Raw genomic sequence first — 26,098 nt, 5'->3', positions numbered from 1 at the left:
CTATAGAGAGCAGGCTCCAGTGCGGCTTGAGACCCGTACAGTCCGAACATGTCACGACAGCGACAATGCTTTCGCCCCATCGGCATGCGGGAGCCGGAAATCCCTATTTTTCAAGGCTTTGCAGCAAAAATCCGAGATCGATAAAATTGCTCATATCCATTTAAGCGCTTTGAGACCCGTCCTCGGTATTGTCGCGGTCATCGGCGGACGAAGCAGGACAGAGCTTCGCGGCATGAAGCATCCGCAGAACCCGGAATGAGTTTTCGGGTGTTGAGACAAGAACAGGCGGAAGAACCGCTCTGCTTGAAACGGGGATATGGACATGATGAAGCAAGTTACGCTTGCAGCAACAGTGGCGATTGCGGCCTTGGCCGGCAGTCAGCCCGTATGGGCGGCCGGTCCAGCCGGTTACGCACGCAGTTTGATCAATACGCCGACCGTGAGCTACATCGTGGAACGGCAGCCGACCCTGGCACCTTTTGCCCAGGTCCGGTTCTGCATGCAGAATCCGAGTGAATGCCACACGAGCGAGGGCGCCTCCATGGTGGTGCTGACGGATTTCAACCGGCAGGAACTCGTATCGACCAACAATGACGTCAACCACTCGATCATCGGCGTAAACGATCAGGACGGCGACGATGTCTGGTCTGTCAACGTCAAGTCCGGCGACTGCGAGGATTATGCGCTGACGAAGCGCGATCATCTGATCGCCAAGGGCTGGTCGCCGCGCGCACTGCGCATCGCCGTCGCCACGACGCGGTCGGGCGAAGGCCACGCCGTGCTGGTCGTCAAAACCGACCACGGCGATCTGGTCCTCGACAACAGGACCAGCCGCATCAAGCCATGGAACGAGACCGACCTGAGCTGGGTCAAGATCCAGTCGGGCGAAAATCCCTACCTCTGGTACGCTCTCTGATCGAAGATCGAACATCTGCAATGAGGAAGGGCTCCGGTGATACCGGAGCCCTTCCCGCTTCTGCCCGCGCTTTTATTGGTTGATCTACTCTGCGGCGATCTGCGGAGGAATGTGATTGCGCACCCGGTCCTGATCGTCCGAACCGGAAGCGTTGTCCTCGACCGGCTGCTTCGTCTTTGGCGCCTTGCCGAAGAAGAGAGCGTAGCCGGCCGGCAATACGAAGATCGTCAGCACCGTCGCGACCAGGATGCCGCCCATCATGGCGTAGGCGAGAGGTCCCCAGAAAACGCCGCGTGAGATCGGGATCAGGGCCAGGACCGCCGTCAGCGCGGTCAGCATGATCGGGCGGAAACGGCGTACGGCCGAACCGATGATCGCCTCCTGCCGGTCCATGCCCGCCCTTATGTCCTGATCGATCTGGTCGACCAGGATGATCGAATTGCGGATGATGATCCCGAGCAACGCTATGACGCCGAGGATGGCAACGAAGCCGAAGGGCGAACCGCTGATCAGAAGTGCGGCTGCGGCCCCGATAATGCCGAGCGGGCCGGTTGCCAGCACCAGCATCGCCTTGCCGAAATGCTGCAGCTGCGCCATCAGGAGAACGACGATGACAAGCAGCATGATCGGCGCCTTGGCGGCAATCGAGGCCTGGCTTTCCGCCGAATCCTCCGCACCGCCCTGGATCTCGATCCTATAGCCGGCAGGCAGGCTGGACCTCAGATCCTGCATGTCACTATAGAGCTTGGTCACGACATCGTTGGATTGAACGCCGTCCGGCAGCGTTGCCCTGACCGATATCGTCGGCAGGCGGTCACGACGCCATTCGACCCCCTGCTCCATGACGGGCACGACCTTGGCAACCTGCGACAAGGGTACGAAGCCTCCGGAATCCGTCGGAATGTAGACGGAATTGACTGCCGTCAGCAGATGGCGGCTCGCATCCGGTTCCCGGGCCACGATCGACACGGTTTCCTCGCCCTCGCGGTAATCGTTGAGAGGCGCGCCCGACATGGAGGCCTGCATCGCCTGGCGAATCCGCTGCGAGGTCACGCCCAGCGCACGGGCGCGGTCCTGATCGATGACAAGCTTCATGGCAGGCACCGGCTCCAGCCAATCGTCATGGATAGCACCGAGCAGCGGGTTTTGCGCGAAGCGCTGCTTCACCTCGTCGGCGATATGGCGAACCTCCTGCCGATCGGGACCCATAACGCGCAGTTGCACCGGCCAGCCTGTCGGGGGCCCGAGGAAGAGCCGATCGACCTTGGCGCGGATCGACGGAAAATCATCCGCGAGAATGGTCCTGAGCTTGACGATCAGCCTTTCGCGCGACGGCTCGTCCTTTGCCATGACAAGAAGCTGGGCGAAGTTCGGATTGACGAGCTGCTGGTCGAGCGGCAGGAAGAAGCGCGGTGCGCCCTCGCCGATATAGGTGGCGATGAACCGTTTGTCCGGATCGTCGGCCATGCGCGTTTCCAGCGCCTTCGCCTGCTTCTCGACTTCTGAAATGCTGGTGCCCTCAGGCAGCCAGAGATCGACTAGGATTTCCGGCCGCGAGGACTGCGGGAAAAAATTCTGCGGAATGAACTGGAAGGCGAAGAGACTGCCGGCAAAGGTGGCAAGTGTCAGCGCAAGAACAATGATGCGATGCTTGACCGCCCAGGCGACCGATCCGCGTAGGCGGCGGTAGAAACGCGTATCGAACACATCGTGGTGGCTACCCGCATGATGACGCTGCTTCAGGATCATATAGCCGAGCCACGGGGTGAAATAGACCGCCACGAACCAGGACGTGACCAGCGCAATCCCGACTACATAGAAGAGCGAACGGACATATTCACCCGCCGTAGAGGCCGCGAAGCCGACCGGAATGAAGCCGGCCGTGGTGATCAGCGTACCCGTCAGCATCGGGAAGGCCGTCGAGGAATAGGCGAAGCTCGCAGCATCGAGCTTGACGAGCCCCTCCTCCAGTTTGCGTTCCATCAATTCGACGACGATCATGGCGTCATCGACCAGAAGGCCGAGCGCGATGATCAGCGCGCCGAGCGAAATGCGCTGCAGGTCGATGCCGAGTTCGTACATGATGGCGAAGGTCGCCGCCAGCACCAGCGGAATGGCAATGGCGATGACAAGCCCGGAACGCCAGCCGATCGAGACGAAGGAAACGATCAGCACGATGACCAGCGCTTCGCCGAGCGCATGCATGAACTCGCTCACGGCGTCGGTCACGACATCGGGCTGGTTGGCGATCTGATCGACGGAAACACCGACCGGCAGGGACGAGATGAACTGCTTGTAGGTGTCGTCGACGGACGCGCCGACATCAGTCACCTTGAAGCCCTTGGCCATAACGACGCCGACCTGCACGCTCTCGTGGCCATTGTAGAGGAACTTCGCCGTATAGGGATCCTCAAGGCCCGGCGTGACGGTCGCGATATCACCGAGGCGCGTCACCTGGCCGCCGGCCCTCAGCCGCAGTTCGCGGATATCCTCGACCTTGTGCACATCGCCCTGCACGGAGATGCGCACCGAGCGCGTGCCCGTATCGACAGAGCCGGCCGGATCGACATTGTTCTGTCCTGCAAGGGCATTCTGGAGATCGGTAAGCGTCAGGCCACGTTCTGCCAGGACCTTGGAGGACACGTCGATAAAGATCTTCTCGGGCTGGTCACCGATGATGACGGCCTTCTCGACACCCGGCGTCGCAAGCAGCATGTCACGCGCCTGGATCGCGAACTTTTTCAGTTCCGGATAGCTGTAGCCATCGCCGCTGATCGAATGCAGTGTGATGAAAGTATCGCCGAACTCGTCGTTGAAATAAGGGCCAAGCAGGCCCGACGGCAACTCGTTCGAGATATCGCCGACCTTCTTGCGCACCTGGTAGAAGGCGTCGTTGACCTCGGCCGTATTGGTGTCGCCCTTGATCTGGAGCTGGATGATCGCGCTGCCGGCACGCGTATAGGACTTCACCCAGTCTAGGTGCGGCGTCTCCTGCAGCTTGCGCTCGATCTTGTTGACCACCTGGTCCTGCATGTCGTTGATCGATGCACCCGGCCACATGACCTGGACGACCATGACGCGGAAGGTGAAATCAGGATCTTCTTTCTGTCCCATATGGGTGAGACCGAGCGCGCCGGCGATGATGATCAGCCCGAACAGGAAGCGGGCGATGCTTGGATGGGCAATCGCCCAGCGCGACAGATTGAAAGGCTTCTTCTCGTCGGTGACGGTGTTCATGGTCATGATCCCTCTCCGAAATCGATCAGCGAACGACGTCTGCGGCAGCGGTGCTGTCGTCGTCGGCGGAAGCCTGCTGGCTTTTTGCGGCGGGCAGCTTGACCTTCATGTTCTCGGCCATGAACTGCGTGCCCGCGGTGATGACGACATCGCCCGCCTTCAGCCCGTCGGCGACGCGCACGCCGTCAGCGGAAAAATCCGCCACCTTGATGGCGCGTGAATGAACCGTGCTCGCACCGCTGTCGACCAGCCAGACGACCTGCTGACCGTCTTTCTGCGCAAGCGCGCTGAGCGGAATGGAAACGAGAGGCCGCGTGTTTTCTGCCGTCGCCTCAATCGTTGCGGTCATGCCGAGCAGCACGCGCGGATCGTTCGGCATGCTGACACGGACGGCAAAGGTTCTGGATTGCTGATCGGCACTGCCGGAGACCTCGCGCACCTTGCCGTCGAGAACCAGCGTGTCGTCCGACCAGAAGCGCGCCTTTACCTCCTTGCCCGGCTTGAACTGGGCGATATCCATTTCCGGAACGGCGATCTGCACTTCCTTTTCGCCATCGACGGCAACTGTGATGACAGGCGTGCCGGAGCCGACCACCTGGCCGACATCCGCATTGATTGCCGTCACGATGCCGCTCATGTCGGAGGTGAGATCAGCATAGGCCACCTGGTTATTGGCCTCGTCGAGTGCCGACCGGGCGGAGTCTCGCGTCGACACGGCCTGATCATAGGTGAGGTCTGCCTGCTCGAGCTGCGACTTGGGAGAAACATTCTTGTCGAAGAGCTGCTGGGCGCGCTTATGCGCCAGGTCCGCCGTCTGCACCTGCTTGTCGGCGGAGGCAAGATCGGCCTGGGCGCGGCGCACGGCCAATTCGTAATCAGTGGAATCGATACGGGCGAGAACATCGCCCGGTTTTACCTTCTGGCCGATATCGACACGGCGGTCGATGATCTTGCCGTTGATGCGAAAGCCGAGGTTCATTTCGGTGCGTGCGCGGACGGAACCGGAATAATCGAGCGCTCGCGTCGTATCCGCCTTGGCGATGGCAAGCACTTTGACCGGCCTGACGACCTCGGTATTTTCCGCCTGCTTGTCGTTGCAGCCTGCGAGAAAGCCCGCCATCGCAACGAGCGCGAGGCCGGCAACAGAAGGCATAAGTGTGCTCTTGCGCGAAGATGACATCTCGCACTCCTCAGTCGATATGGGTGACAATGGCAGGAGCGCGGTTTTCCGCGCTGCCTCTTATTTCTTGAGAGCTCGGATAGCGAACTCGATCAGATCGTCGGGCGATGCCCGGTTTTCCTTGGTAAGACATTGCGCCACCATCTGAGGGTGGCAGAGGTTGACTGTGGCGGCGCCAAAACAGCGTGACGCGACGACCGGGTCCTGTTCGAAGAATTCGCCTGCCTCGATGCCCTGACGAATGATCTCGGCAATCACGTCGTGAACGCTGTCGATATGCTTTTCGATGACGTGCCAATCACGCTCGATCGCGACGACAATCATCTCGTGGACCTTCTGCTCGTCGAGCATGGCCTCCACGGTCATTTTGTATTGCTCTTGGACATAATACCGCAGGCGATCAGAAGCGCTCGCCTGCAGGCGCGAAGCATCGACCACGATTTGATAGCTCTGCTGCAGCATGCGGCCGCAGATAGCCTGGTGGATTTCCACCTTGGAGGCGAAGAAGCGGTAGATATTGGCCGTGGACATGCCGAGATCGCGCGCGATATCGGCCACGGTTGTCTTGCTGTAGCCGTAGTGGCGGAACAGCTTTTCCGCGGAATCGAGGATACGCGTTACGTTTTCCTGACGTACGCTATCCATGCCGAGTTCAGCGAGATCGATCATGTAAGCACTTCCAATTTACGAGTGACGTTTTTCGATTTTCGTCAGTCGTAAAGCATTATTACTCACATGTCAATAAACCGCCCGGCCCAGGGGACCAGGCGGGCAATACGCCGCATGCGTAAAAAACGATATAAGACCGGCTCAGATACCCATCAGCGTCGGGCGAAAACGCCGAACACTGAAGAAGCCGACGACAAGGAAAATCACCAGCAGCACAGCCTGGGAGATTGCCACCGGCGGCGAGGCGTCGGTCGGGGCAAGCGCATGGAGCGGCGGGATCTTCTGGAAGGACTGCACGATCAGTACCAGACAGTTGAAAAAGAGCATCGCCAGCGCGCCCACGACGAAAACCGGACGCCAGATGCCACGCATCTGAAAGCTATAGCGGGCAAGTGCCGTCGGGATGAAGATGATCACGCAGATGACGCCGACCGCGATCCCCGGCGTAACGCCGTTAAAGGGAAAGAGAAAGCTCGTAACAAGCGTCAGCGCCGTCGTCAGCATGTAGAGAAGCGTGGTCTTCTCGTAGCGCCGCGCCTTGATCAGGCCTTGAGCGACGACGATGCCGCTGCCGATTGCGATCAGGCTCAAAATGACATGGATCAATGTAAGTCCGGACATTCCTGCATACCCCCAACAAGAGAAACGAGGCGGAGGATAGTGAGCCGGCCGGCGGAGCGATTGAACAAACCCCGCATATTTTTCAATGAATGCCTATTCTGTGCAGGAAAAACGCCGGATCCAAAAATCCGGCGCAGTAGCGATCGCCGATCAGCCGAGCTTGGCGTCGAGCGTGATCGGAACGGCGGAGAGTGCCTTGGAAACCGGGCATCCGGCCTTCGCCATCGCAGCCAGTTCCTCGAACTTCGCCTGATCGGTGCCGGGGATCCTGGCAACGAGCGTCAGATGAATCGCGGTGATGGCAAAACCGCCGTCGACGCTTTCGAGCGTCACCTTGGCGGTCGTGTCCATGCTGTCGGCCTTGAGACCGGCTTCGCCGAGGATCAGCGAGAGGGCCATGGTGAAGCAACCTGCATGGGCAGCACCGATAAGCTCTTCAGGGTTGGTGCCGGCAACGCCCTCGAAGCGGCTGGCGAAACCATAGGGATATTCCTTGAGCGCGCCGCTCTGTGTCGAAATCTGCCCTCTGCCGTCCTTAAGACCGCCGGTCCAATGAGCGGAACCTGTCCGATTGATTTGCATACCGTCCTCCTGTTTCGATTGAGCGTTAAGGGAGAGCACCTGCCGTCCCAGGTTACCTATTGGAAGAAGCCGAAACGACTGCCCCAGCCGGCAATATAATGCTCTATCTCGGGAAGACGACAGGCCAGCGACGATTCCACCACCAATTGAGAGACGGTTTCGAACCGCACAGGGGCGCTCCCGAACTTTCGAAAGTTCGGCAATCAAAAAATAATATGACTTTTTATGGCAACAGTGCCCGACCCCTCCATGTAAATGTCGCAAAGCAGAGCGAATTCGGCTAATCAACATCCGCTGCGAGGGAGCCGGGCGGAGAAAGCACTTGGAAGCGATTGAGCGTGACGGAGATATCCCGAACGAGCCCCCGGCTCGTCGCCCTCGCGTTCGCCGCAACGTGACGGCAGCGCTTGCGCAGGACATCTGCTCGGAGCGCTATCCCGTCGGCAGTCCTCTGCCGCGGGAGAATGATCTCTGCGAGATCTACGGCGTCAGCCGCACGGTCATCCGCGAGTCCCTGAAGATATTGGAATCGAAGGGCATGGTGCGCGGCAGGCCGAGGGTCGGCACCACGGTCTGCGACCGCGACGACTGGAACATCCTCGATGCCGACGTACTCGAATGGATGGGTCCCTATATCAGCGATTTCGACATTCTCGGCTGCATCCTCGAAGCCCGCCGCACCATCGAGCCGGCAGCGGCCGAATATGCCGCCGAGCGGGCAACCGCCCGCGAGGTCGCCGATCTCGACCACGCCTGGCGGCAGATGCGCGATTCAGCCCTTGATCCCGAGCGCTTCACCGAAGCCGACGTGATGTTCCACACGGTCCTTCTCGGCGCTAGCCACAACCAGGTCTTTCGCCGCCTGTCGAGCGCCATCCATGCCGCACTCACCTATGCGCTGCATGCTTCCAATGTCGCCGTCGACAGCCGCGAGGAGGCGATCGTGGTCCATGGCGAGCTGGTCGAGGCGCTGAGATTGCGCGACCGGGCTGCGGCACGTGACGTCGCCAACCGCATGCTCGACCTTGCCGTGCGCGACCTTGCCGCTGCCTTAGCCAAACGGAACCTGTCTGGCGGCTGATCGCCTCAACGCCGGGCTTCTCGCTACCGCTTCAAATCCGCCTGAGACATGTGATCGGCAACCCGCAACGCCTGGGCCGCAATCGAGAGCGCCGGGTTGACGGCTGCCGAGGTCGGCAGATAGCTGGCATCGACCACGAACAGGTTCGGATGGTCGAAGGCGCGGCAATAGACGTCGAGCGGGGCCGAGGAAGGGTCGTTGCCGATCCGGACTGTTCCGCATTGATGCGAGGGCGTGCGCTTGTCAAAGGGCCGCGACAGCACGATCGGAAAGCCGGATTTCTTCAGCACCCGCTTCAGCTTCGACACCAGATCGAGATGCGCCTGCCAGTTCGTGCGCACCCATTGCAGCACGATCCGCTCGCCCTCGACCGTAATCCGGCTTTCCGGCGATGGCAGATCCTCGCTCATGGCGTAGAAATCGATCGCATGCGCGGAGATTCGATTGAGCAGCCACTCCGGATAGGCCGGCATATTGGCCTTCAGGATCGCCCCGGACACCCGCCCGAGCAGCTGCACATTGCCGAGCGGCGGACCGCCCTCGCCATCCGACAGGTAGAAATCATTGAAGCCAAAACTCTTCTGATAGATGGAATCGTTGCGATAGCCCGGCGAGATCGCCAGTACGGCAGACGAATTGTGGTTCATGAAGTTCCGGCCAACCTGATCAGACCTGTTGGCGAGACCGCGCGGATTGGCCTCGCTTGCCGACCGCAACAAAAGCACGGCCGACTGCACCGCACCGGCTGACAGAACCACCAGTTTCGGCCTGACGACCTTCGCCTCGCCGAAGGACGTGTAATGCACGGCGGCGATCGTCTTGCCGTCCTCGGCCGTTTCCAGCCGCGTCACCCGCGCGCCGGTCTTCAGCCGAACATTCGGATGCTGCAGGGCGTTCGTCAGCGAGATCGTCTCGGCATCCATCTTGCCGTCGAAACTGTTCGGATGCGCGTCCCAGGGCGTGTTCCCCTTTGCGAGCCACTTGTCGATATCGACGCCAAGCGGCAGGGAATAGGTGTGCATGCCATTTTCCTGCAGGCGCTTGCGCACCTTGGCGATCGCCGGCTCGTCCGGAACGGGCGGAAAGGCATAGGGTTTTGAGTGGAATGGTTCGGTCGGATCCTGGCCGAGAGCACCTCGGACCTGAAAGAATTGCTCCGCCTGGCTGTACCAGGGCTCCAGCTCCTCATAGGGAAAGGGCCAAGCTGGCGAAACGCCGTGCAGATGCTGCATCTCCTCGAAATCTTCGCGCCGAAAGCGCACCAGCACCGCGCCGTAGAATTTCGTATTGCCGCCGACATTGTAATAGTTGCCCGGGTTGAAGCCCTGGCCGCCCTTTTCGTACCAGGTTTCCTTGGGACGAAAATGCCCGCGCTGGAAGATCGCCCGCTGGTCGCGGTTTTCCGGCCGGTCTTCCAGCCGCTCCCCTGCTTCCAGAATGAGAATATTTGCGCCGCTTGCGGCAATGCCCGATGCCAGTGTCGAGCCTCCCATGCCCGACCCGATAATAACGACGTCCGGTTCCCCAGCCATGATTCCTCCCAATGCTCCTCAATCGATTTGTGGAGCGAAAGAATGGGGATTGTCCAGATTGAATAAGGACGTGAACAACAAAGAGCACCGAATGGCTCGGTAGCCAACGGGCCGGCGCAATTCCTGCCGGCCCGCCGAAGTCGCAAGGCTTACTTGTTCAGCTGCGCCTGCAGCTTGTTGACGTCATCGGTCGACATCTCGCCATCGGTCGTCACCTTGCCGTCGACGATCTTCCAGAGGCGGAACGGGCCGGTGATATCGCCATATTTGTCGAAGGCCACAGGGCCGATGACGCCTTCATAGCGGATCGGCTTGCCCTGCTTGATCAGGTCGAGCGCCTTGGCGAACTCCTCCTTGCCGGCATAGATCGGCGTGCCTGCCGGATCGACCGCTTTGAACATCGCATCCTTGATCTTGGCCGGATCATCCGAACCGGCAATCGCGATGGCAAGCCCGACAATGGCGCCGGCATCATAGGAACGGTCGGCTGCCGGGTTCGAAGGCTCGATGCCGGAGAAGTCCTTGTAAGTCTTCATGAAGTAGTCGGTCGAGGCCGTCGGGCTGGTGCCCGAGGAGGTGCCATAGGCATCCTTCAGATAGTCGGCGCCGACGGAATCGATGAAATCAGGGCTGTTCATGCCGTCATTGAGCAGGAATTTCTGGACACCGCCCTGCGATATCCAGGTGCGGGCGATCGTGGCGCCATCGACCGGCGTACTGACGAGATAAAGACCGTCGGGCTCGCCGCCCATCGCGGCGGTGACTTCGGAAGCATAGCTCGACTGCTTCTCGTTATAGGGCGTGTCTGACACGATCGTGCCGCCGAGCGCCTTATAGGCACGCGAGAATTCCGCGACCATGTTGACGCCGAAGTCGTTGTTGACGTGGATGATCGCGAGCTTCTTGAAGCCCTTGTCGATCGCATATTTCGCAGCGGCGACGCCCTGCAGGGCATCCGAGGTGATGGTGCGGAAGAAGATGCCGTTGGTCTTGCCCTGGCGGCCGAGCTCGGTCAGCGTCGGCGACGAGGAGGCCGGCGAGACCTGAACGATCTTGGCCGGTGCCGTGACCGAGGTCAGGATCGGGATCGAGACCGACGAGATGATGCCGCCAATGATCACAGGCACCTTTTTGACCTGCACGAGCTGCGTTGCCGCATCGACCGCGACGTTGCCCTGGCTCTGGCTGTCGCGCGTATCCGTGACAAGATCGCATCCGTGCACGCCACCGGCCGCGTTGATATCACGGAAGGCCATCTCGACCGACTTGGCACCGGCCTGGCCATATTCGCCGGCAGGGCCGGTCAGTTCCATCACGAGGCCGACGGTCACCTTGCAATCGGCAGCATTGGCAACACCGGCTACGGCCAGAAGCGCCATGGCGGTGGTCAGTTGAAATATCGTCTTTTTCATTCCTGTTCCCCTTTTTAGGTACGACTTCTATTTCAGTTTGTAAGCCTGTCAGGTCTCCGGCATCTGCAACCAGGTTTCATGCAGATGCTGCCATTCGACGCCTTCGGGCGCCGATGAACTCGCGGTGAAGAGCGCACTCGCCTGCCGCCGGCTTTTCTGGCCGGACCGCACCTGCGCCTCCACATAAGTCACCATAATCGCGTCGCCCGCCTCCCAGCGGGAACGGATGTCCTCGATCGCAATGGCGAAATCGCCATTGTAGGTCGCCCGGTTTCCCCGGATCAACGCGATTGTCTCGGTGCGATCGAACAGCTTGCCCGTGGGCGGGATCATATGAAAATCCTGCCCGAAGACGCGCTCGCAGCGATCGAAATCGACGGCATCGGCGGTCGCTGCATCATACCACTCCACGAAGAAGCGGTGGAAGGCGATGATCTCCGCCTCAGCGCGGTCGAAAAGCGATCCCTGGCTCATGTCCTGCCATCATTGAGGTTGTAGTGCATGATCGATCCATGGCGTCCCGTGCGGTCGCGCTCCAGCGTGTAGACATCGCCGAGCGGTCCCTTGCTTTCGCCGACGATGGCAGCAATCTCGCGGCGGTCCTGCTCGGTTAACTCGAGGTCCATGATTTTGGCATTGGCAAGCGCATGCGCCTGGTTGCGCGCGCCGACGATGACTGCGGCGACCAGCGGCTGCTCCAGCACCCAGGCACTGGCGATGGTCGCGATATCGGCGCCGTGGCGATCGCCGACGCTCTTCAATGCCCTGAGCAGCGACTGGAACAGATCCCAGCCGCCGAAATCATCGATGATGAGCTTGTACTTGACGAGCGAGCGGTTCTCGAGCGGCATGTCAGGCTCCGGCTGACCGAGCCATCTGTCACTGAGGAAGCCGCCTGCGACGGAGCCGTAGCAGAGGAACTTGATGCCGTTCTTTGCCGCCAATTCGGCAAGGCCGTTGAGCGGACGCTGGTCGAGCACGGAATATTGCAGCTGCTGGCTCACCAGCGGGATGCCGGCATCGAGCATCTGTCTGATACGCGGGCTGTCGAAATTGGTAGTCCCGACATTGCGCACCTTGCCTTCAGCGCGCATCTCGGCAAGCCAGCCGAGCGCATCGATATAGCCGGTATGCGCATAGTCCCACCAATGGAACTGCACGAGGTCCAGCCGCTCCGTCTTCAGTCTACGCAAGGACTGCTCGACGATCCCGCGAATATAGTCGCGATTGATATCGGCGAGCCTTTCGAGGTCAGGCACCAGCTTGGTGTGGACATGCATTTGCGCAGCGACATCAGCGCCCCGCTCGTCTTGCAACCGTTGCCGCGCCTCGCCGATCAGTTCCTCGACACCGGTATAGATGTCGGCGCAGTCATAGGTCCGGATACCTGCATCGAAGGCGGCGATGAGATCGGTGACGGCCTGGCCCCGATCGATCTCTCCGTGCCCGCCGGCCAGCTGCCAGCCACCGCGAATGACGCGGGAGATCGTGTAGCCTGGGGTGAGTTCGTAAGTCTTGCTCATGTCATGCGGCTTTCGGTGTGTCTGGAAATTCGGTCGTTTGAAGCAAGCAGCCCCTCATCCGCCTGCCGTCACCTTCTCCCTGAGGGGAGAAGAGACTTGCAGCACTGCCGCAGCTTTTCATAAATGCAGAGTGAGGAGCGAAGTCCGCGCGGCATTCCCCTCTCCCTTTCGGGGAGAAGGTGACGGCAGCTGGATGACGGGGCTCCGCGCACAACATCTCTATTCGTCCCCACCGCTGGGCAAAGGCACCGCCGTCGTCTCCGAATGGCTGAACCGCCGCGTCCCCGTCCGAACGATCCTGAGCCGGCTCGCGCAGTTCGGATCCGGGCAGGCGATCTCCGCATCCGAGGTCATCCAGTCATTGCTGTGCGTCGGCCGCTGCTTGGCCGCCAGCAGCGGCAGCACGGCCGAAATCGAATAGATCGAGAACCCCTGCCCGGCTGGCAGCGACAGCATCTCACCCTTCAGCTCGAAGTAATCGCCCGCCTTGGCGCCGCAATAGATCGGCTTGCCCTCGGGGATCACGGCTTCCACACGCAGGTCGAAGAGCTCGAAACTATCGTCCATCTCAAATCTCCGTGCGCTCGAACGTCACGTCACAGGCGCCGTTGCGACGGATGACGCCGCAGGCGCTGGCGAAATGTTCGCGCTCCTCGGGCCTGACCTGCGCCACCACGCTGCCGGCGAGCCAGCCGATCGGGAACAGCAGCCTCGCGCCCTGGCCATAGAACAGACCGATATCGAAGATGGAGTTGGGACTGCCGCCCCACATGCGCGGCGGCACATAGCTCAGCATGATATCGCCCGGCTGCGGCGTCAGCGTCGCATTCTCCGCCGGCAACGCGTCCGCATAGGAAGCGCCTTCCAGATGCGCCGGCGGGATCGGGCAGGAGATTTCCGGACCGGTCCACATGGCGTGGATGCCGGGCACTACCCGCGCTTGCGAAAGATAGTCCCAGAAAAAGGCGGCATTGTCCGGCGCCTTGCCATCCAGCAAGGGCGCGATGACAGAGAGGCCGGAACGCGGTTCTGTTATCTTGATGGCGCGCTGGCTCATAAGAGGATCAATCCTTGTTGGCTTCGGCTTGCAATTTATTGCGCAGGAAGGCGAAGGGGCGGCTGATATCGGCGACCAGCGCCTCGCGCGCGGCCTGCGCGTCCTGCGCCGCGATCGCCTTGACGATGCTGCGGTGATAATGGGCGGTGTCGATTTCTCCCGCATCGGAGAAGGCATAGATGGCGACGCGGATGCACGGGCCGGATTGCAGCCAGAGGCTTTCGATCATCGGGATGAGCACGGCAGATCCGCAGGCTCGATAGATCTCGAAATGGAAGCTCTGGTTGAGCGTGACCTCGCGGTCGACATCCTTCTTGTGCTTCAGCGCCCGCATCTCGTCCCACTCGCCGAGCAGGCCCTCGATCGCGGTAATCTGGCGCCCCGTCATGCGGGTGGCGGCAAGCGCGATCGCCTCGCCTTCGATCAGGATGCGCGCACGCAGGAGATCGTCCATGCGCTCCAGCGTAATCGGCGGCACACGCACCGAGCGATTGGGCAGCGCCTCCAGCGCTTTCTCGGTGATCAGCCGCCCGAGCGCCTCGCGCACCGGCATGGTGCTCGTGACGAGCGCATCGGCAAGACCGCGGATTGTCAGGACCTGGCTAGGCTCGAACAGGCCGCCGATCAGCGCACGGCGCAGCTCGGAATAGACGCGGTCCTGCACTGTCTCACGGCCGACAGGCGCGAGCTGCGAGGCTATGGGATCGTTGATTTTCTCGACTGCAGCCTTTTGCATTTTCGTCCCGTTTTGGGGTGTTCCCGTTTTTGGCTTGCGGAAGCGAGTAAAGCTGATTAGCGTGATCAATGCAAGTGTGATCACAAATCAAAAATCAGGAAGCGGCAATGACCGTTTTCGACCAGAGGGATCCATGATTACGACTTCCGAACGGCAGGGGGAGGATGCCCATATGCCCGTTCTGACGGCGAAAAACGTCGTGCGGCGCTTCGGCGGCATCGCGGCCGTCAACGACGTCTCATTCGATGTCCGCAAAGGTGAAATTCTCGGACTGATCGGGCCGAACGGCGCCGGCAAGACGACGATGTTCGACCTTCTGGCCGGCAGCGTCGCGCCATCAAGCGGCGAGATTGCGCTGAACGGCACGCTGGTCTCGGGCGAGTCCGCCCATCGCCGCATCGGCCGCGGCCTCGGCCGCACCTTTCAGATCCCTCGCCCCTTTCCCAATCTGACGCTGATCGAAAACGTGATGCTCGCCGCCCAGAAACAGGCCGGCGAGCGGCTTCTCTCCAATTTCCTGCAGCCCTGGAAGGTCGCGGCGGAGGAGAAGGCAGCCCATGAGAAGGCCATGGACCTGCTCGATCTCGTCAAACTCACCCACCTCGCCGATGAGCCTGCCCGCGTTCTGTCCGGCGGCCAGCGCAAGCTGCTGGAGCTGGCGCGCGTCATGATGGCCGATCCCGCGATCATTCTTCTCGACGAGCCGGCGGCCGGCGTGAACGCCACGCTGCTCGAAACCATCATCGATCGTATCCGCGACATCAACGCCCGCGGCATCACATTCCTGCTCATCGAGCACAATATCGACATGGTGACGCGGCTCTGCCATCGCGTCATCGTCATGGCGAGCGGCCAGCTGCTCTGCGAGGGCACCGCCGAGGAAGTGGCCCGCGATCCGCGCGTCATCGAAGCCTATCTCGGAGGGGCGGCATGATGGGACCGGATATGAGCGAACCCGTCCTCCTCGTCCGCGATCTCGTCGCCGGCTACGAGCCCGGCGTGCCGATCGTTCGCGGCGCCTCGATCACGGTCAACAAGGGCGAGATCGTCGTCGTTCTGGGTCCTAACGGTGCCGGCAAGTCGAGCTTCATCAAGGCGATCGCCGGCCTCGTGCCAGTCACATCTGGCAGCGTTGTGCTCGACGGCAAGGAGATCACGACTGCGCCGGCCCATAGCATGGTCCGCCTCGGCCTCGCCTTCGTGCCGCAAACGGAAAACGTCTTCCCTCTGATGTCGGTCGAGGACAATCTGAAGGTCGCGGGCGGGATATTGAAGCCAAAGGAAATCCCCGGCCGCATCGAGGAAATGTATGCGACCTTCCCCGATCTCGCCCGCCATCGCCGCATCGCCGCCGGCAATCTCTCGGGTGGTCAGCGGCAGATGCTCGCCGTCGCCCGCGCCCTGATCGTCCACCCGAAGGTTCTCGTTCTCGACGAGCCATCGGCAGGGCTTTCCCCGAAATTCGTCTCCATGGTGTTCGAGATGCTGGCCGATATCCGTAAATCCGGCGTCACGATCCTGCTGGTCGAACAGAATGCCAAGGCAGCACTCGCGATCGGCGACCGCGCCTATGTTCTCGTCGAGGGCAAGGATAGGCACGAGGGCGTCGCCTCCGAACTCTGGAACGACCCCGTGGTCGCCGAACTCTATCTCGGCCAGCGCCCGGCGCGTAAGGCAGCGGATACGAAGACCGGGGGTGCGGCATGAACCTGCAATTCGTCGTCGATGGCCTGTTGACGGGATCGATGATCGGGCTCGGCGCGATCGGGGTCACGCTCACCTATTCGATCCTGCGCTTTTCCAATTTCGCCCATGGCGATTTCATGGCCTGGGGCACCTATGCGACGCTGACCATCGTCAGCGCCATCGGCGCGCTCTTCGGCAAGATCGCGCCGATCGGCAAGCTCTCCTTCGGTTGGCCGCTGATCGTGGCTCTAATCCTCGGCATGGCGATCACCGGCTTGCTGGCCTTGGCGCTGGACAAGGTGCTGTTTGCCCGGCTCAGGGCCAAGGGACAGTCGATCATCGTCGTCATGGCAAGCTTTGGCGCCTCCATGGCGCTGCGCAGCCTGCTCGAATTCATCTTCACCTCGCGGCCGACTTATTTCAGCCGTGCCATCCAGATTGCCATGCCCGTCGGCTTCGGTATTCGCATCACACCTGACCAGATCGCGCTGCTCATCCTGACGGCCATCCTCGTTTTCGGCGTCCACATGCTGATGACGCGCACGCAGACCGGCCGCTCCATGCAAGCGCTGAGCCAGAACCCGGCGCTTGCCCGCGTCGTCGGCATCGATGTCGCCAAGGTCGTGCGTGTCACCTGGCTGATCGGCGGCGGGCTTGCCTGCGTTGCCGGCGTCATGATCGGCGTTCTCGTGCAGATCCGGCCGCTGATGGGCTTCGACATGCTCTTGCCGATGTTTGCGGCAGCCATCCTCGGCGGCATCGGCAGTGTTCCCGGCGCCGTGCTCGGCGGCCTTATCATCGGGTTGGCGGAATCCGGCGCGGTGCAACTGATCGGCGCCGAATGGCGCGCCGCCGTCTCCTTCATCATCCTGATGGCGGTGCTGTTCGTCCGGCCGATCGGCCTTTTCGGAGTGAAGGAACGATGATCGATATCTTCGGCTATGGCGCCTTCTTTCTGACGACGGCGCTGATCTTTTCGCTGATCACGCTCGGGCTGAACCTGCAATGGGGTCTGACCGGCCTCTTCAATGTCGGCCTCGCCGGCTTCGTCGCGATTGGCGCCTATACGTCGGCGCTGCTGACGACGCCGGATACGGCAAACCGCCTCGGCGGCTTCGACATGCCCGTCCTCATCGGCTGGCTCGGCGCCATGGTGGTCGCGGGTATTGCCGCCGCCATCGTCGGGGCGGCGACGCTGCGTCTGAAATCGGATTATCTCGCCATCACCACCTTCGGCGTCGCGGTCGTCGTCCAGCTTGTCGCGCTGAATGCGCAGATGCTCACGGGCGGTCCCTTCGGCATCGGCTTCATTCCGCGGCCCTTCGCCGGCCTCGCCGAGACGCCCGTTCTCTTCAACCTTTCGAACCTAGCCATCGTCGCAGCCGTCACGCTCGTCGTTTATTTTGCGCTGGAGCACCTGGCACATAGTCCCTGGGGCCGGGTGCTGAAGGCGCTGCGGGAGGACGAGCGCGCCGCGATCTCGCTCGGCAAGAGCGCCCGCTTCTACCGCGTCCAGGCCTTTGCCGTCGGCGGCGCCATCATGGGGCTTGCCGGCGCGGTGCAGGCGCATTTCATCGGCTTCATCGCCCCCGACAACTACGTTCCGACTCTGACCTTCCAGGTCTGGGTCATGTTGATCGTCGGCGGTTCTGGCAGCAACAAGGGCGCTGTCATCGGCAGCATCCTCGTCTGGGCGATCTGGGCCGGCTCCGGCGCGCTGACGAGCGTGCTCTTCACGCCCGAGCAGCAGGCGCGCGCCGCATCGCTGCAGATCGTCGCGATCGGCGTGATGCTCTGCGTCATCCTGCTCGTGCGCCCGAACGGCATTTTTGGCGACATTCCGCGCCGGCCGCGCTTCGGCAAGAAGCAGGCGAAGGCCTTGCCCGACGAGAGCGGCGCCACGCAATGAATGCCTCCATCCGGCCCACCGGCCAAAATCTATCGCTCTGGCATGCGGTCGGACGCAACCGCAAGGCCCGCCCATCCCTGCAGGAAAACCTAGATGCGGACCTCGCCGTCATAGGCGGCGGCTTCTCCGGCCTCTCGACGGCGCTGCATGCCGCCGAAAAAGGCCTGTCGGTCGTTATTCTCGAGGCTGAGATCATCGCTTGGGGTGCGACGGGACGGAACGCCGGCTTCGTGGTGCCGAATTTCGCCAAGATGGATCCGGACAACATCGTCGCCCATCTCGGGCCGGAGCACGGCGAACGGCTGATCCGTATGGCAGCCGGCAGCGGCGACCTCGTCTTCGATCTCATCAGGCATCATGGCATTGAATGCGCCGCGGCCCAGAGAGGCTGGATACAGCCCGCGCATTCGGCCGCCGCTTTCGAAAAGGTGAAATCCCGTGCCGGACAATGGGCAAGGCGGGGCCGGCCGGCCGTCGTGCTGAGCCGAGAGGAGATACGCGACGCGACAGGCGTCGACGGTTATTTCGGCGGATGGACGGACAAATCGGGCGGCGTGATCAACCCGGTCGAGTATGCCCGCGGCCTTGCCGCCGCCGCCGAAAAGGCGGGGGCGGCCATCTTCGAGCGCTCGGCCGTCCAATCGGTCAGCCGCAACAGTGATCGATGGAATATCCGAGCCGCCCAGGGAACCGTCCGGGCGGCGAAGGTCGTCGTCGCAACCAATGCCTATGGCGGCCGGCTCAATCCGAGATTGGCGCAAACCTATTTTCCGCTGAAGGTCTTCCAGATCGCCACGGAACCATTGCCGTCTGCAGTGCGCAAGCGCCTGCTGCCGGGCGGTCAATGTGTCTCGGACACCCGCCGCAATCTCTTCACCTTCCGCTTCGATGCCGACAACAGGCTCATCACAGGCGGAATGCATATCGTCGGGCCGGGCGCCGAAGAGCGCGTGCCGCAGGCGATCCACCGCCGCCTGGCACGCCATCTCGATTTGAAGGATCTGCAGCCGATAGAATATAGCTGGTCGGGGATTGCAGCCGTCGAGCCGGATTTCCTGGCTCATCTCGTCGATCTCGGTCCCGACATGATCGCGGGCTTTGCCTGCAACGGTCGCGGTATCGCGATGACGATGGCAATGGGGCGTGTGCTCGCCGACTGGGCGGCAGGTACCGATCCCAAGGATCTTCCCATCCCCTTTGCGCCGCCTGCACCGATCCCGTTTCACGCATTGATGCGCCATGCGCCGAATGCGTTGCTCCCATGGAGCATGCTGCGCGATCGGCTGGATGCACGCAGCCTCTAAAGCAATTCCAGCAAAAGTGTGACGCGGTTTTGCGTCCGGAATTGCGTCAAATCAAAGAGATGGAGCGTTTCCGCGATTCGAAGAAAAGCGAAAACGCTCAAGTCTTCCTTAAATAAATGGTACCCGCGGGCCTGTCATGAAACCCGCGGGCACCCAAGCGTCTCCCGGCCCCACGAAGGAGACGCTATTACTCCCTCTCCCCTGTGAAGTTGAGGAGAAGCTGAAAGATATTCACGAAGTTCAGGTAGAGCGACAGCGCACCGAATACGGCCAGCTTCTGCTGCGACTCCTGGCTATAATTCTCGGCATACTGCTCCTTGATATTCTGCGTATCCCAGGCCGTCAGACCGACGAAGACGAGGATGCCGATGATCGAGATCGCAAACTGCAGCGCGCTGGAACCCAGGAAGATATTGACGACGCTGGCAATGATGACGCCGATCAGGCCCATCATCAGGAACGAACCGAAATTCGCGAGGTCCCGCTTCGTCGTATAGCCGTAGAGGCTGGTCGCGCCGAACATGGTCGCAGCGATGAAGAAGGTCCGTGCGATGCTCGTGCCGGTAAAGACGAGGAACACCGAGGCGAGCGAAAGCCCCATGACCGCGCAGAAGGCCCAGAACATCATCTGTGCCGCCCCCGCCGACATGGACTGGATGCGGAAGGAGAAGAACAACACGAAGGCCAGCGGCGCCAGCATCACCACCCATTTCAGCGGCGACGAGAAGATCGGTACGTAGAGCGCCGGCGTCGTGCCGACGACAAAGGCAACAAGGCCGGTCAGAACAAGGCCAATGCCCATGTAGTTGTAGACGCGCAGCATGTGCTTGCGCAGCCCTTCATCGAGGAGCGCCTGTGAACCGCCTGCGGCGCCGTAGCCATATCGCTGATCTGTCTGGTTCATGGTGTTCTCCCTTACCTCAGACTAGTAGAGAGTGCGGGCCAACTGCCCCGCCTCGCTATCAAGATTGCTGGATTTGCCGTCGGCGATCAGCACGTAAGCGACTTCGCCGATCCGCCAGTAGGCAGCCTGCACGCCGTCGAGGGCGACATGAGCGACCTTCTCGACGGAAAAACTTCCCGGTCGCACGGCAAACAGTGACAGCCGCTCGCCCCTTCCGGTAATGGCCAGTTCGACGCTCGGGCCGAATTCAGACGGATAGATCTGCGCGTCCGTTACGGACCAACCATTCGGCAGATCAGGCAAGACAATACCGGTTGCCGCACGAATTTCGTCCGGATTGTAATGGGCATTGGTGGCCGGATCGGCCTGCTCACGCAACGCAGTTGTCCGGTAAGCACGCGCCGCGTCCTCCACGAAGGCCGGTGGGCGCGTGGACGCTACAACCTCGGTCGCGGTGAAGGCACCGAGAGAGGTATGCGCAACCCAGCCCACGGTCACCAGAACCGCAACTGCCGCAATCCTGTGAATCGTGCTCAGCACGCGTCCATAGGAAAGCCCGCGTTCCAGCCGACGGGCGGCCTCGCGTGTTTCCGCACGGCCAGCAGGCACTTCGCCCGCCAGAGCCAGGCGCAATTCGCCACGAATGCTCAGATCCGCCATGACTTTCGCTGCAGTGGCCGGATTTTCAGACAGATAGGATTCAACCTCTATCCGGCGCGTTACATCCAGTTCACCGTCGACATAAGCATCGAGATCGGCATCGATGATCGGATCAACGATTTTCATGATCGTTCCCTCCGATAAGCCGAAGATGCGTGACCGACGACGTTTCGTTCTCGAACTCACGCAGCTGTGCCCTGGCCCGCGATATCCGCGACATCAGCGTGCCGACGGGAATGCCAAGTGCCGATGCTGCCTCCTGATAGGACAGATCCTCGATTGCCACGAGATGCAGCGCCTCGCGCTGTTCCTCGGGCAGATTGAAGAATGCATCCCGAACCTGCTTCAGGCGCACTGCATGATCCTGACCGGCGGGCATGGACGGTTCCATCTCGACTGCGGCTTCGTCATGCCGGCGCGACATGGACCGCGCCTTGCGAAGGCGGTCGATATGGGCATTGTGCACAATGGACAAAAGCCAGGTGCGCAGGTTAGCGCCGCGGCGGAAGGTCGACTTGCGCTCATAGGCCTTGACCAGTGCATCGTGCACCAGATCCTCGGCTTCGTCCGCATTGCGGACAAGCGAGCGGGCGTATCGTCTCAGCGAACCGAGCTGCCCCAAAACATCGAATGTCCGTTCTTTGCGTTCCATGCACCAATATACGGATGCAGCGCCGATCTTATTCCATGGGTCTGCGAAAATTTTTCAGAAAATAATCGCCGCTTTCGCGGAAGCGAGATTCTGCGGGATCACATCAGGATAAAATCCTTGGGCTGCGGCAGAGGCGGCAGATCGGTCTCGCCCATCGCTTCGCGCAGGTTGATCTCGATCGTATCGGCAAGCGCGCCGATAGGCAGGGCGTTCAGTTGATTGCCGAACGGGTCCTCCAGCTCGTCCCCAAGTGCATCCAGCCCGAAGAAGGTGTAGGCGACCAGCGCCGTGACAAAGGGCGTTCCCCAGCCGAGGCTGTCGACGAAGCCGAAAGGAAGCAGGAAGCAGAAAAGGTAGGCCGTACGGTGGAGAAGCAGCGTATAGCCGAACGGCAAAGGCGTGCTGCGAATGCGCTCGCAGGCCGCTTGCACCGCGCCGATCTGCCCCACGCTTGCATCCAGCAGCTGATATTGAATGTCGCTGATCCGGTTATCGGCCTTCAGCCGGGCGAGATCGGCCGACATCAGCCGCAGCAGCAGGTCGGGCGGATTGCGGGCAGCGCGATAGAGGCCGAAGGTTCCCTCGTCGAGATGCCGGGCAACCTTGTCATCGTTCCCGCCGGGCCTCAAGTGGCAGACGAGTGCATGGGAAAAAGCAATCGTCAACCGCAGCAGTCCCTGGCGCGCGGCTATTCCTGCTTCCCCCGATGTTTCGAGCAGCAGGGTCTGACGCGCAAAGCCGCGCGCAATGAAGATGAGCTGCCCCCAATCCTTGCGCGCTTCCCACCAGCGGTCGTAGCAGGCGTTGTTGCGGAAGCCGAGAAAGATCGAAAGCGCAATGCCGAGCAGCGCGAACGGCCCGCTGTTGAGAGAGAGAATGACGCCGGGCCTCTCCTCATGCCCGGCGACGATGGCGAGCGAGAGCAAGAAAATGACGATGATCTGCGGCAATATGCGCAGGACAATCGAACCGCGAACGATGAAAAAGAGCTGCAGCAGGCTGGGCCGCGGACGGACGATCATGAATGGCGCTCGTAATGCAAATTTCGGTCCCCGGACCCATACATCAAATAAATCCGCCTCAGGCATCGATCTTTACACAGGCCGTCCTGCACAAGGCGCATTGCTTCGCCGGCTCTTCAAAAGATTATCACAATTCAACTTTAGACACGGCAGAATTGGTATTCGAATAATAGAATTAGTAGTAGTCCCGCGTTCAGTAACAGCATAAGTCGTGGCCACGTCGACGCCTATCCGAGCGCCAGCCATATTCTATTTCTTCACGGAGAAACGACAAATGAGCACGATCAGGATCGCCGCAGCACTCGTCGTCGAGAAGAATGGAGAAACCTTGCTCGTCCGCAAGCGCGGCACCGGCATATTCATGCAGCCCGGCGGCAAGATCGAGCCCGGCGAAAGCTCTCTGCAGGCGCTCGTGCGCGAATTGAAGGAAGAGATTGGGCTGGATATCGATCCGGAAGCGGCGCTCTTCCTCGGGCGCTTCGAAGCTGCCGCCGCCAACGAGCCGGACCATGTCGTCGAAGCGGAAGTGTTCCGGGTCGACGTCGACGGCCGCACTATCGAACCAACGGCGGAAATCGAGGAGGCTCGCTGGATATCCGTCCGCGAGCCGACCGATATACCGATGGCGCCACTGACGGAGCACCTTATCCTGCCCTTTTACCGGCAGACGCTGTCTGCCGGCAGGGCTCAGGAGTGACGACTGCTCAATTGGCCGAAGCGCTGGCTTCGACCAGAACCGGGTTGGCGCGATAGTCGCCGGGGAACATCTTCTTCAGGTTCTCGATCTTCGGCAGATCGTTGATGACGATGTAGGGATAGCTCGGATGCGTCGTCAGAAAATCCTGATGATAGTCTTCGGCCGCATAGAACATCCGCTCCGGCTCGATCTTGGTCACGATCGCTGCATCGAAGACCCGGGCATGGTTGAGCTGATCGATATAGGCCTTGGCGACACGGGCCTGGTCGGCAGTGGTCGGGAAGATCGCCGAGCGATACTGCGTACCCTCGTCCGGCCCCTGGTAATTCAGCTCCGTCGGGTCATGGGCGACGGAGAAGTAGATCTGCAGCAAATGGCCGAAACTGACCTTCTTCGGATCGAAGACGATCTTGACCGATTCCGCGTGGCCGGTCGTGCCGGTGCTCACCATTTCATAATGAGCCGCATCCTTGCCACCGCCGGCATAGCCGGATGTTGCGCTGACGACGCCGTTGACGTGCTGGAACACGCCCTGCACGCCCCAGAAGCAACCGCCGGCCAGAACCACGGTTTCGTTGCCGGCACCCGGCGCTTCGTCGGTCGTCGGCGCCGGAATGGCGCGTGCATCCTCGGCGGAAGCACGCGTAGTGAACTGAAACGCGACGCCCGCCAAAAGCAACGCACCCAGTGCGAAGGCGGCCGGTCTCCCAGCGCGCGATGCGATCTTGCGAAGCCTATTCTCCGATGAGCTGTTCATGATGATCTCCTCTCAGCCGAAGGTGAATGCGAAGGCCTGGACACCTGGATCCAGGAACTTGATTTCAAATGTATGGTCCCCGACCGGACCGCTCTGGCGGACCAGCTGGTAGAGCCGCTGGCCGGTAACGGTGCCGTTGCCGTCGGCGTCGGTATCGACACCGTGGTTGTCGCCGGGCGCCTTGCCGTCGACCGTCACTTGGAAACGCACCGGCTTGCCGTCCGCGCCGGGACCGAGGACCAGATGCAGGTCGCGGGCATGGAAGCGGTAGTAGATGCTGCCATTGGCGTCGTTGAGGGCGCCCTGTTCGGAACCGACCGTCCAGTTGCCGGTCAAGCCCCATTCGTTCAGCCGCGGCGTCTCTGCGACATAGGTATGGGCCGCATCGTTCACGGTGCCCTCAGCGCCGACGAAATTCTGCGAACGCTGGTAGCCGACATAGGTCTCCGGCGATTGCACATCCGCTTCGTCGGATGCGGCCTGGGCACCCGATGCCTTCACATCGACCACATCCTTGGCAACGTTGGTCTTGCCGGCTTCCGCCAGAAGCTGCTGGATAACATGCTCGGACTCGTCGTAGCTGCCTTCACCGAAATGATGGTGCCGCACGCGACCTTGCGCGTCGATGAAATAATGCGCCGGCCAGTATTCGTTGTCGAATGCGCGCCAGATCGCATAATTATTGTCGACGGCAACAGGATAGGTGATGCCGAGGTCGCCAATCGCCTTCTTGACGTTGTCGACATTCTTCTCGAAGGCGAATTCCGGAGAATGCACGCCGATCACGACGAGACCCTGGTCCTTGTACTTCTCGGCCCATGCTTTGACATAGGGAATGGCGCGTATGCAGTTGATGCAGGAATAGGTCCAGAAGTCGACGAGGACGACCTTGCCCTTCAGCGATTCAGCCGTCAGCGGCGGCGAGTTCAGCCACTGCACCGCGCCATCGAATTTCGGCGTGGTCGGTTCGACCGGCAGCGCATCGGCAGCTGCCTGCGGCGTGCCCTTCATCATCATGGCGTTCGAGCCGCTCATCATGGCAGGGTTGGCCGCCATCATCATCTGACCGCCGTCGCCGGACTTGTTGCCGCCCGCCTGATTGTCACCGCTCTTCATCATCATCTGATTGTTCGCGCTCATCATGGCGTCGCCGCCGTTCATGACGACCGACGACTTCATTGCTCCACCCTGGGCTCCCGCCATGGCCTGGTCGCCGCCCGGCTGCGCATGGAAGCGATCGACGAGGTTCTGCTCCAGCGAAGCGGTGCTGGCGAGCGATGCCTGTGTCAGGAAGCCGGTGTCGAGGCCAAGACCGATGGCGACCACGGCGACGAGGACAAGAACGCCGAGACCACGGCGAACCCATTCGCCAACGCCGAGCGAATTCTTCATCACTTGATAGACACGGCCACCGATCAGAAGCGCCAGGCAAAGCGACGTAGCCGCACCCAGCGCATAGGCAAGCAGCAGCAGCGTCGTACCGACGCTCGCGCCCTGAAGCGCAGCGCCCGTCAGGATCAGGCCGAGAACCGGGCCGGCACAGGGTGCCCAGAGAAGACCGGTCGCGACACCGAGCAGCAGCGAGGCGATGATCGTCGAGCCGCCGCTACGGGCACTCTTGTCAGCGGATTGCGATAGCTGCGCACCGAGGGAGACGAGTGGCCGCGTCAGATAATCCGACAGCGCCGGGAAAAGCAGGATAATGCCGAAGACAGCGAGCAGCGCCATCGCGGCGTAGCGGCCATACTCATTGGCTTCCACCGCCCAGCCGCCGCCAACGGCAGCAAGCGTTGCGACAGCTGCGAAGGTTGCGGCCATGCCGACCAGCATCGGCAGCGTGCTGCGCAGGAAAGGTTGGCCGGCCCGTGCAAAAACGAAAGGCAGGACCGGCAGGATGCACGGGCTGACGATCGTCAGCACGCCGCCCAGATAGGCAAGGACGAACAGCAACATGATATCTG

At 61.3% G+C, this 26,098-nt stretch carries 26 protein-coding genes; 8 read left to right on the top strand and 18 right to left on the bottom strand.

Features of this window, described 5'->3' with window-relative positions; translation table 11 throughout:
* Positions 1-322 precede the first annotated feature (322 nt).
* Complete coding sequence (locus EV561_RS23970) at positions 323-916, top strand: transglutaminase-like cysteine peptidase (RefSeq protein ID WP_132525168.1); 594 nt, start codon at positions 323-325, stop codon at positions 914-916.
* Positions 917-1,000: 84 nt separating this feature from the next.
* Here the strand turns inward: EV561_RS23970 and EV561_RS23965 are convergent, their stop codons facing one another.
* The 5 genes from EV561_RS23965 to EV561_RS23945 form a co-directional block, all read right to left on the bottom strand.
* On the bottom strand, positions 1,001-4,153 hold the full coding sequence (locus EV561_RS23965) for an efflux RND transporter permease subunit (protein WP_207910582.1): 3,153 nt from the start codon (positions 4,151-4,153) through the stop codon (positions 1,001-1,003).
* Positions 4,154-4,178: 25 nt separating this feature from the next.
* Entirely contained in the window at positions 4,179-5,333 is a 1,155-nt protein-coding gene (locus tag EV561_RS23960) for an efflux RND transporter periplasmic adaptor subunit (protein WP_132525164.1), read from the bottom strand.
* A gap of 60 nt (positions 5,334-5,393) precedes the next feature.
* Positions 5,394-6,002 (bottom strand): TetR family transcriptional regulator, encoded by a 609-nt coding sequence (locus EV561_RS23955; protein WP_132525162.1) that lies wholly within the window; start codon positions 6,000-6,002, stop codon positions 5,394-5,396.
* Positions 6,003-6,143: 141 nt separating this feature from the next.
* Positions 6,144-6,623: a hypothetical protein gene (locus tag EV561_RS23950; RefSeq protein ID WP_132525160.1), complete on the bottom strand. Its 480-nt coding sequence runs from the start codon at positions 6,621-6,623 to the stop codon at positions 6,144-6,146.
* Between the two features lie 150 nt (positions 6,624-6,773).
* The gene (locus tag EV561_RS23945) at positions 6,774-7,205 is read right to left on the bottom strand and encodes an OsmC family protein (RefSeq protein ID WP_132525158.1); all 432 of its coding nucleotides are present in this window, start codon (positions 7,203-7,205) and stop codon (positions 6,774-6,776) included.
* Between the two features lie 322 nt (positions 7,206-7,527).
* Between EV561_RS23945 and EV561_RS23940 the strand changes: the two genes are divergently transcribed.
* Complete coding sequence (locus EV561_RS23940) at positions 7,528-8,286, top strand: FadR/GntR family transcriptional regulator (protein ID WP_132525156.1); 759 nt, start codon at positions 7,528-7,530, stop codon at positions 8,284-8,286.
* A gap of 23 nt (positions 8,287-8,309) precedes the next feature.
* On the opposite strand, the gene EV561_RS23935 is transcribed toward EV561_RS23940, so the two are convergent.
* The 7 genes from EV561_RS23935 to EV561_RS23905 all read right to left on the bottom strand — a co-directional run bounded on the left by EV561_RS23935 (position 8,310) and on the right by EV561_RS23905 (position 14,546).
* The gene (locus tag EV561_RS23935; protein ID WP_132525154.1) at positions 8,310-9,818 is read right to left on the bottom strand and encodes a GMC family oxidoreductase; all 1,509 of its coding nucleotides are present in this window, start codon (positions 9,816-9,818) and stop codon (positions 8,310-8,312) included.
* A 149-nt stretch (positions 9,819-9,967) separates the two neighbouring features.
* A complete protein-coding gene (locus EV561_RS23930) occupies positions 9,968-11,230 on the bottom strand; it encodes an ABC transporter substrate-binding protein (protein ID WP_132525152.1) in 1,263 nt (420 codons plus the stop codon).
* A 48-nt stretch (positions 11,231-11,278) separates the two neighbouring features.
* On the bottom strand, positions 11,279-11,704 hold the full coding sequence (locus tag EV561_RS23925) for a hypothetical protein (RefSeq protein WP_132525150.1): 426 nt from the start codon (positions 11,702-11,704) through the stop codon (positions 11,279-11,281).
* Positions 11,701-12,753 (bottom strand): aldo/keto reductase, encoded by a 1,053-nt coding sequence (locus tag EV561_RS23920; protein ID WP_132525148.1) that lies wholly within the window; start codon positions 12,751-12,753, stop codon positions 11,701-11,703. The genes EV561_RS23925 and EV561_RS23920 overlap by 4 nt, the downstream gene beginning before the upstream one ends.
* Positions 12,754-12,972: 219 nt before the next feature.
* The gene (locus tag EV561_RS23915; RefSeq protein ID WP_132525146.1) at positions 12,973-13,320 is read right to left on the bottom strand and encodes a TIGR04076 family protein; all 348 of its coding nucleotides are present in this window, start codon (positions 13,318-13,320) and stop codon (positions 12,973-12,975) included.
* A 1-nt stretch (position 13,321) separates the two neighbouring features.
* Positions 13,322-13,810, bottom strand: a complete 489-nt coding sequence (locus EV561_RS23910) for a DUF3830 family protein (RefSeq protein WP_132525144.1) — start codon at positions 13,808-13,810, stop codon at positions 13,322-13,324.
* A gap of 7 nt (positions 13,811-13,817) precedes the next feature.
* On the bottom strand, positions 13,818-14,546 hold the full coding sequence (locus EV561_RS23905) for a GntR family transcriptional regulator (protein WP_132525142.1): 729 nt from the start codon (positions 14,544-14,546) through the stop codon (positions 13,818-13,820).
* 133 nt (positions 14,547-14,679) lie between these two features.
* Between EV561_RS23905 and EV561_RS23900 the strand changes: the two genes are divergently transcribed.
* The 5 genes from EV561_RS23900 to EV561_RS23880 are packed head-to-tail and all read left to right on the top strand — an operon-like array spanning position 14,680 to position 19,445.
* A complete protein-coding gene (locus EV561_RS23900) occupies positions 14,680-15,480 on the top strand; it encodes an ABC transporter ATP-binding protein (protein ID WP_132525140.1) in 801 nt (266 codons plus the stop codon).
* Positions 15,481-15,491: 11 nt separating this feature from the next.
* Positions 15,492-16,253 (top strand): ABC transporter ATP-binding protein, encoded by a 762-nt coding sequence (locus tag EV561_RS23895; protein ID WP_132525320.1) that lies wholly within the window; start codon positions 15,492-15,494, stop codon positions 16,251-16,253.
* On the top strand, positions 16,250-17,158 hold the full coding sequence (locus EV561_RS23890; protein WP_132525138.1) for a branched-chain amino acid ABC transporter permease: 909 nt from the start codon (positions 16,250-16,252) through the stop codon (positions 17,156-17,158). Before EV561_RS23895 ends, EV561_RS23890 begins: the two co-directional genes overlap by 4 nt.
* Positions 17,155-18,141 carry a branched-chain amino acid ABC transporter permease gene (locus EV561_RS23885; protein WP_165927893.1) on the top strand — a complete coding sequence of 329 codons (987 nt, stop codon included), beginning with the start codon at positions 17,155-17,157 and terminating at the stop codon, positions 18,139-18,141. Before EV561_RS23890 ends, EV561_RS23885 begins: the two co-directional genes overlap by 4 nt.
* The gene (locus EV561_RS23880) at positions 18,138-19,445 is read left to right on the top strand and encodes an FAD-binding oxidoreductase (RefSeq protein ID WP_132525137.1); all 1,308 of its coding nucleotides are present in this window, start codon (positions 18,138-18,140) and stop codon (positions 19,443-19,445) included. The genes EV561_RS23885 and EV561_RS23880 overlap by 4 nt, the downstream gene beginning before the upstream one ends.
* 187 nt (positions 19,446-19,632) lie before the next feature.
* On the opposite strand, the gene EV561_RS23875 is transcribed toward EV561_RS23880, so the two are convergent.
* From EV561_RS23875 to EV561_RS23860, 4 genes are all read right to left on the bottom strand, one after another.
* The gene (locus tag EV561_RS23875) at positions 19,633-20,349 is read right to left on the bottom strand and encodes a Bax inhibitor-1/YccA family protein (RefSeq protein WP_132525135.1); all 717 of its coding nucleotides are present in this window, start codon (positions 20,347-20,349) and stop codon (positions 19,633-19,635) included.
* A gap of 21 nt (positions 20,350-20,370) precedes the next feature.
* Positions 20,371-21,135, bottom strand: a complete 765-nt coding sequence (locus EV561_RS23870) for an anti-sigma factor (RefSeq protein WP_132525133.1) — start codon at positions 21,133-21,135, stop codon at positions 20,371-20,373.
* Positions 21,122-21,661, bottom strand: a complete 540-nt coding sequence (locus EV561_RS23865) for a sigma-70 family RNA polymerase sigma factor (RefSeq protein ID WP_132525131.1) — start codon at positions 21,659-21,661, stop codon at positions 21,122-21,124. The genes EV561_RS23870 and EV561_RS23865 overlap by 14 nt, the downstream gene beginning before the upstream one ends.
* Positions 21,662-21,759: 98 nt before the next feature.
* Positions 21,760-22,683, bottom strand: a complete 924-nt coding sequence (locus tag EV561_RS23860; RefSeq protein ID WP_132525129.1) for a bestrophin family protein — start codon at positions 22,681-22,683, stop codon at positions 21,760-21,762.
* Positions 22,684-22,957: 274 nt separating this feature from the next.
* On the opposite strand from EV561_RS23860, the gene EV561_RS23855 reads away from it, so the two are divergent.
* On the top strand, positions 22,958-23,380 hold the full coding sequence (locus EV561_RS23855) for an NUDIX domain-containing protein (protein WP_132525127.1): 423 nt from the start codon (positions 22,958-22,960) through the stop codon (positions 23,378-23,380).
* 7 nt (positions 23,381-23,387) lie between these two features.
* Here the strand turns inward: EV561_RS23855 and msrA are convergent, their stop codons facing one another.
* Together msrA and EV561_RS23845 are read right to left on the bottom strand one after the other, a co-directional pair.
* Positions 23,388-24,137, bottom strand: coding sequence for a peptide-methionine (S)-S-oxide reductase MsrA (gene msrA, locus EV561_RS23850; protein ID WP_132525125.1), 750 nt, complete (start codon positions 24,135-24,137; stop codon positions 23,388-23,390).
* A 12-nt stretch (positions 24,138-24,149) separates the two neighbouring features.
* Positions 24,150-26,090 carry a cytochrome c biogenesis protein DipZ gene (locus EV561_RS23845; RefSeq protein WP_132525123.1) on the bottom strand — a complete coding sequence of 647 codons (1,941 nt, stop codon included), beginning with the start codon at positions 26,088-26,090 and terminating at the stop codon, positions 24,150-24,152.
* Positions 26,091-26,098 lie beyond the last annotated feature (8 nt).

Origin of the sequence: Rhizobium sp. BK376 (genome assembly GCF_004341625.1) — a bacterium.
Lineage (GTDB): Bacteria > Pseudomonadota > Alphaproteobacteria > Rhizobiales > Rhizobiaceae > Rhizobium.
This window is presented reverse-complemented; position numbering and strand designations above follow the sequence as displayed.

Bases quoted from the DNA above. Each gene is read 5' to 3' on its own strand.
- EV561_RS23970 (WP_132525168.1), top strand. From the start codon at position 323: ATGATGAAGCAAGTTACGCTTGCAGCAACAGTGGCGATTGCGGCCTTG.
- EV561_RS23965 (WP_207910582.1), bottom strand. From the start codon at position 4,153: ATGAACACCGTCACCGACGAGAAGAAGCCTTTCAATCTGTCGCGCTGG.
- EV561_RS23960 (WP_132525164.1), bottom strand. From the start codon at position 5,333: ATGTCATCTTCGCGCAAGAGCACACTTATGCCTTCTGTTGCCGGCCTC.
- EV561_RS23955 (WP_132525162.1), bottom strand. From the start codon at position 6,002: ATGATCGATCTCGCTGAACTCGGCATGGATAGCGTACGTCAGGAAAAC.
- EV561_RS23950 (WP_132525160.1), bottom strand. From the start codon at position 6,623: ATGTCCGGACTTACATTGATCCATGTCATTTTGAGCCTGATCGCAATC.
- EV561_RS23945 (WP_132525158.1), bottom strand. From the start codon at position 7,205: ATGCAAATCAATCGGACAGGTTCCGCTCATTGGACCGGCGGTCTTAAG.
- EV561_RS23935 (WP_132525154.1), bottom strand. From the start codon at position 9,818: ATGGCTGGGGAACCGGACGTCGTTATTATCGGGTCGGGCATGGGAGGC.
- EV561_RS23930 (WP_132525152.1), bottom strand. From the start codon at position 11,230: ATGAAAAAGACGATATTTCAACTGACCACCGCCATGGCGCTTCTGGCC.
- EV561_RS23925 (WP_132525150.1), bottom strand. From the start codon at position 11,704: ATGAGCCAGGGATCGCTTTTCGACCGCGCTGAGGCGGAGATCATCGCC.
- EV561_RS23920 (WP_132525148.1), bottom strand. From the start codon at position 12,753: ATGAGCAAGACTTACGAACTCACCCCAGGCTACACGATCTCCCGCGTC.
- EV561_RS23915 (WP_132525146.1), bottom strand. From the start codon at position 13,320: ATGGACGATAGTTTCGAGCTCTTCGACCTGCGTGTGGAAGCCGTGATC.
- EV561_RS23910 (WP_132525144.1), bottom strand. From the start codon at position 13,810: ATGAGCCAGCGCGCCATCAAGATAACAGAACCGCGTTCCGGCCTCTCT.
- EV561_RS23905 (WP_132525142.1), bottom strand. From the start codon at position 14,546: ATGCAAAAGGCTGCAGTCGAGAAAATCAACGATCCCATAGCCTCGCAG.
- EV561_RS23900 (WP_132525140.1), top strand. From the start codon at position 14,680: ATGATTACGACTTCCGAACGGCAGGGGGAGGATGCCCATATGCCCGTT.
- EV561_RS23895 (WP_132525320.1), top strand. From the start codon at position 15,492: ATGAGCGAACCCGTCCTCCTCGTCCGCGATCTCGTCGCCGGCTACGAG.
- EV561_RS23890 (WP_132525138.1), top strand. From the start codon at position 16,250: ATGAACCTGCAATTCGTCGTCGATGGCCTGTTGACGGGATCGATGATC.
- EV561_RS23885 (WP_165927893.1), top strand. From the start codon at position 17,155: ATGATCGATATCTTCGGCTATGGCGCCTTCTTTCTGACGACGGCGCTG.
- EV561_RS23880 (WP_132525137.1), top strand. From the start codon at position 18,138: ATGAATGCCTCCATCCGGCCCACCGGCCAAAATCTATCGCTCTGGCAT.
- EV561_RS23875 (WP_132525135.1), bottom strand. From the start codon at position 20,349: ATGAACCAGACAGATCAGCGATATGGCTACGGCGCCGCAGGCGGTTCA.
- EV561_RS23870 (WP_132525133.1), bottom strand. From the start codon at position 21,135: ATGAAAATCGTTGATCCGATCATCGATGCCGATCTCGATGCTTATGTC.
- EV561_RS23865 (WP_132525131.1), bottom strand. From the start codon at position 21,661: ATGGAACGCAAAGAACGGACATTCGATGTTTTGGGGCAGCTCGGTTCG.
- EV561_RS23860 (WP_132525129.1), bottom strand. From the start codon at position 22,683: ATGATCGTCCGTCCGCGGCCCAGCCTGCTGCAGCTCTTTTTCATCGTT.
- EV561_RS23855 (WP_132525127.1), top strand. From the start codon at position 22,958: ATGAGCACGATCAGGATCGCCGCAGCACTCGTCGTCGAGAAGAATGGA.
- msrA (WP_132525125.1), bottom strand. From the start codon at position 24,137: ATGAACAGCTCATCGGAGAATAGGCTTCGCAAGATCGCATCGCGCGCT.
- EV561_RS23845 (WP_132525123.1), bottom strand. From the start codon at position 26,090: ATGTTGCTGTTCGTCCTTGCCTATCTGGGCGGCGTGCTGACGATCGTC.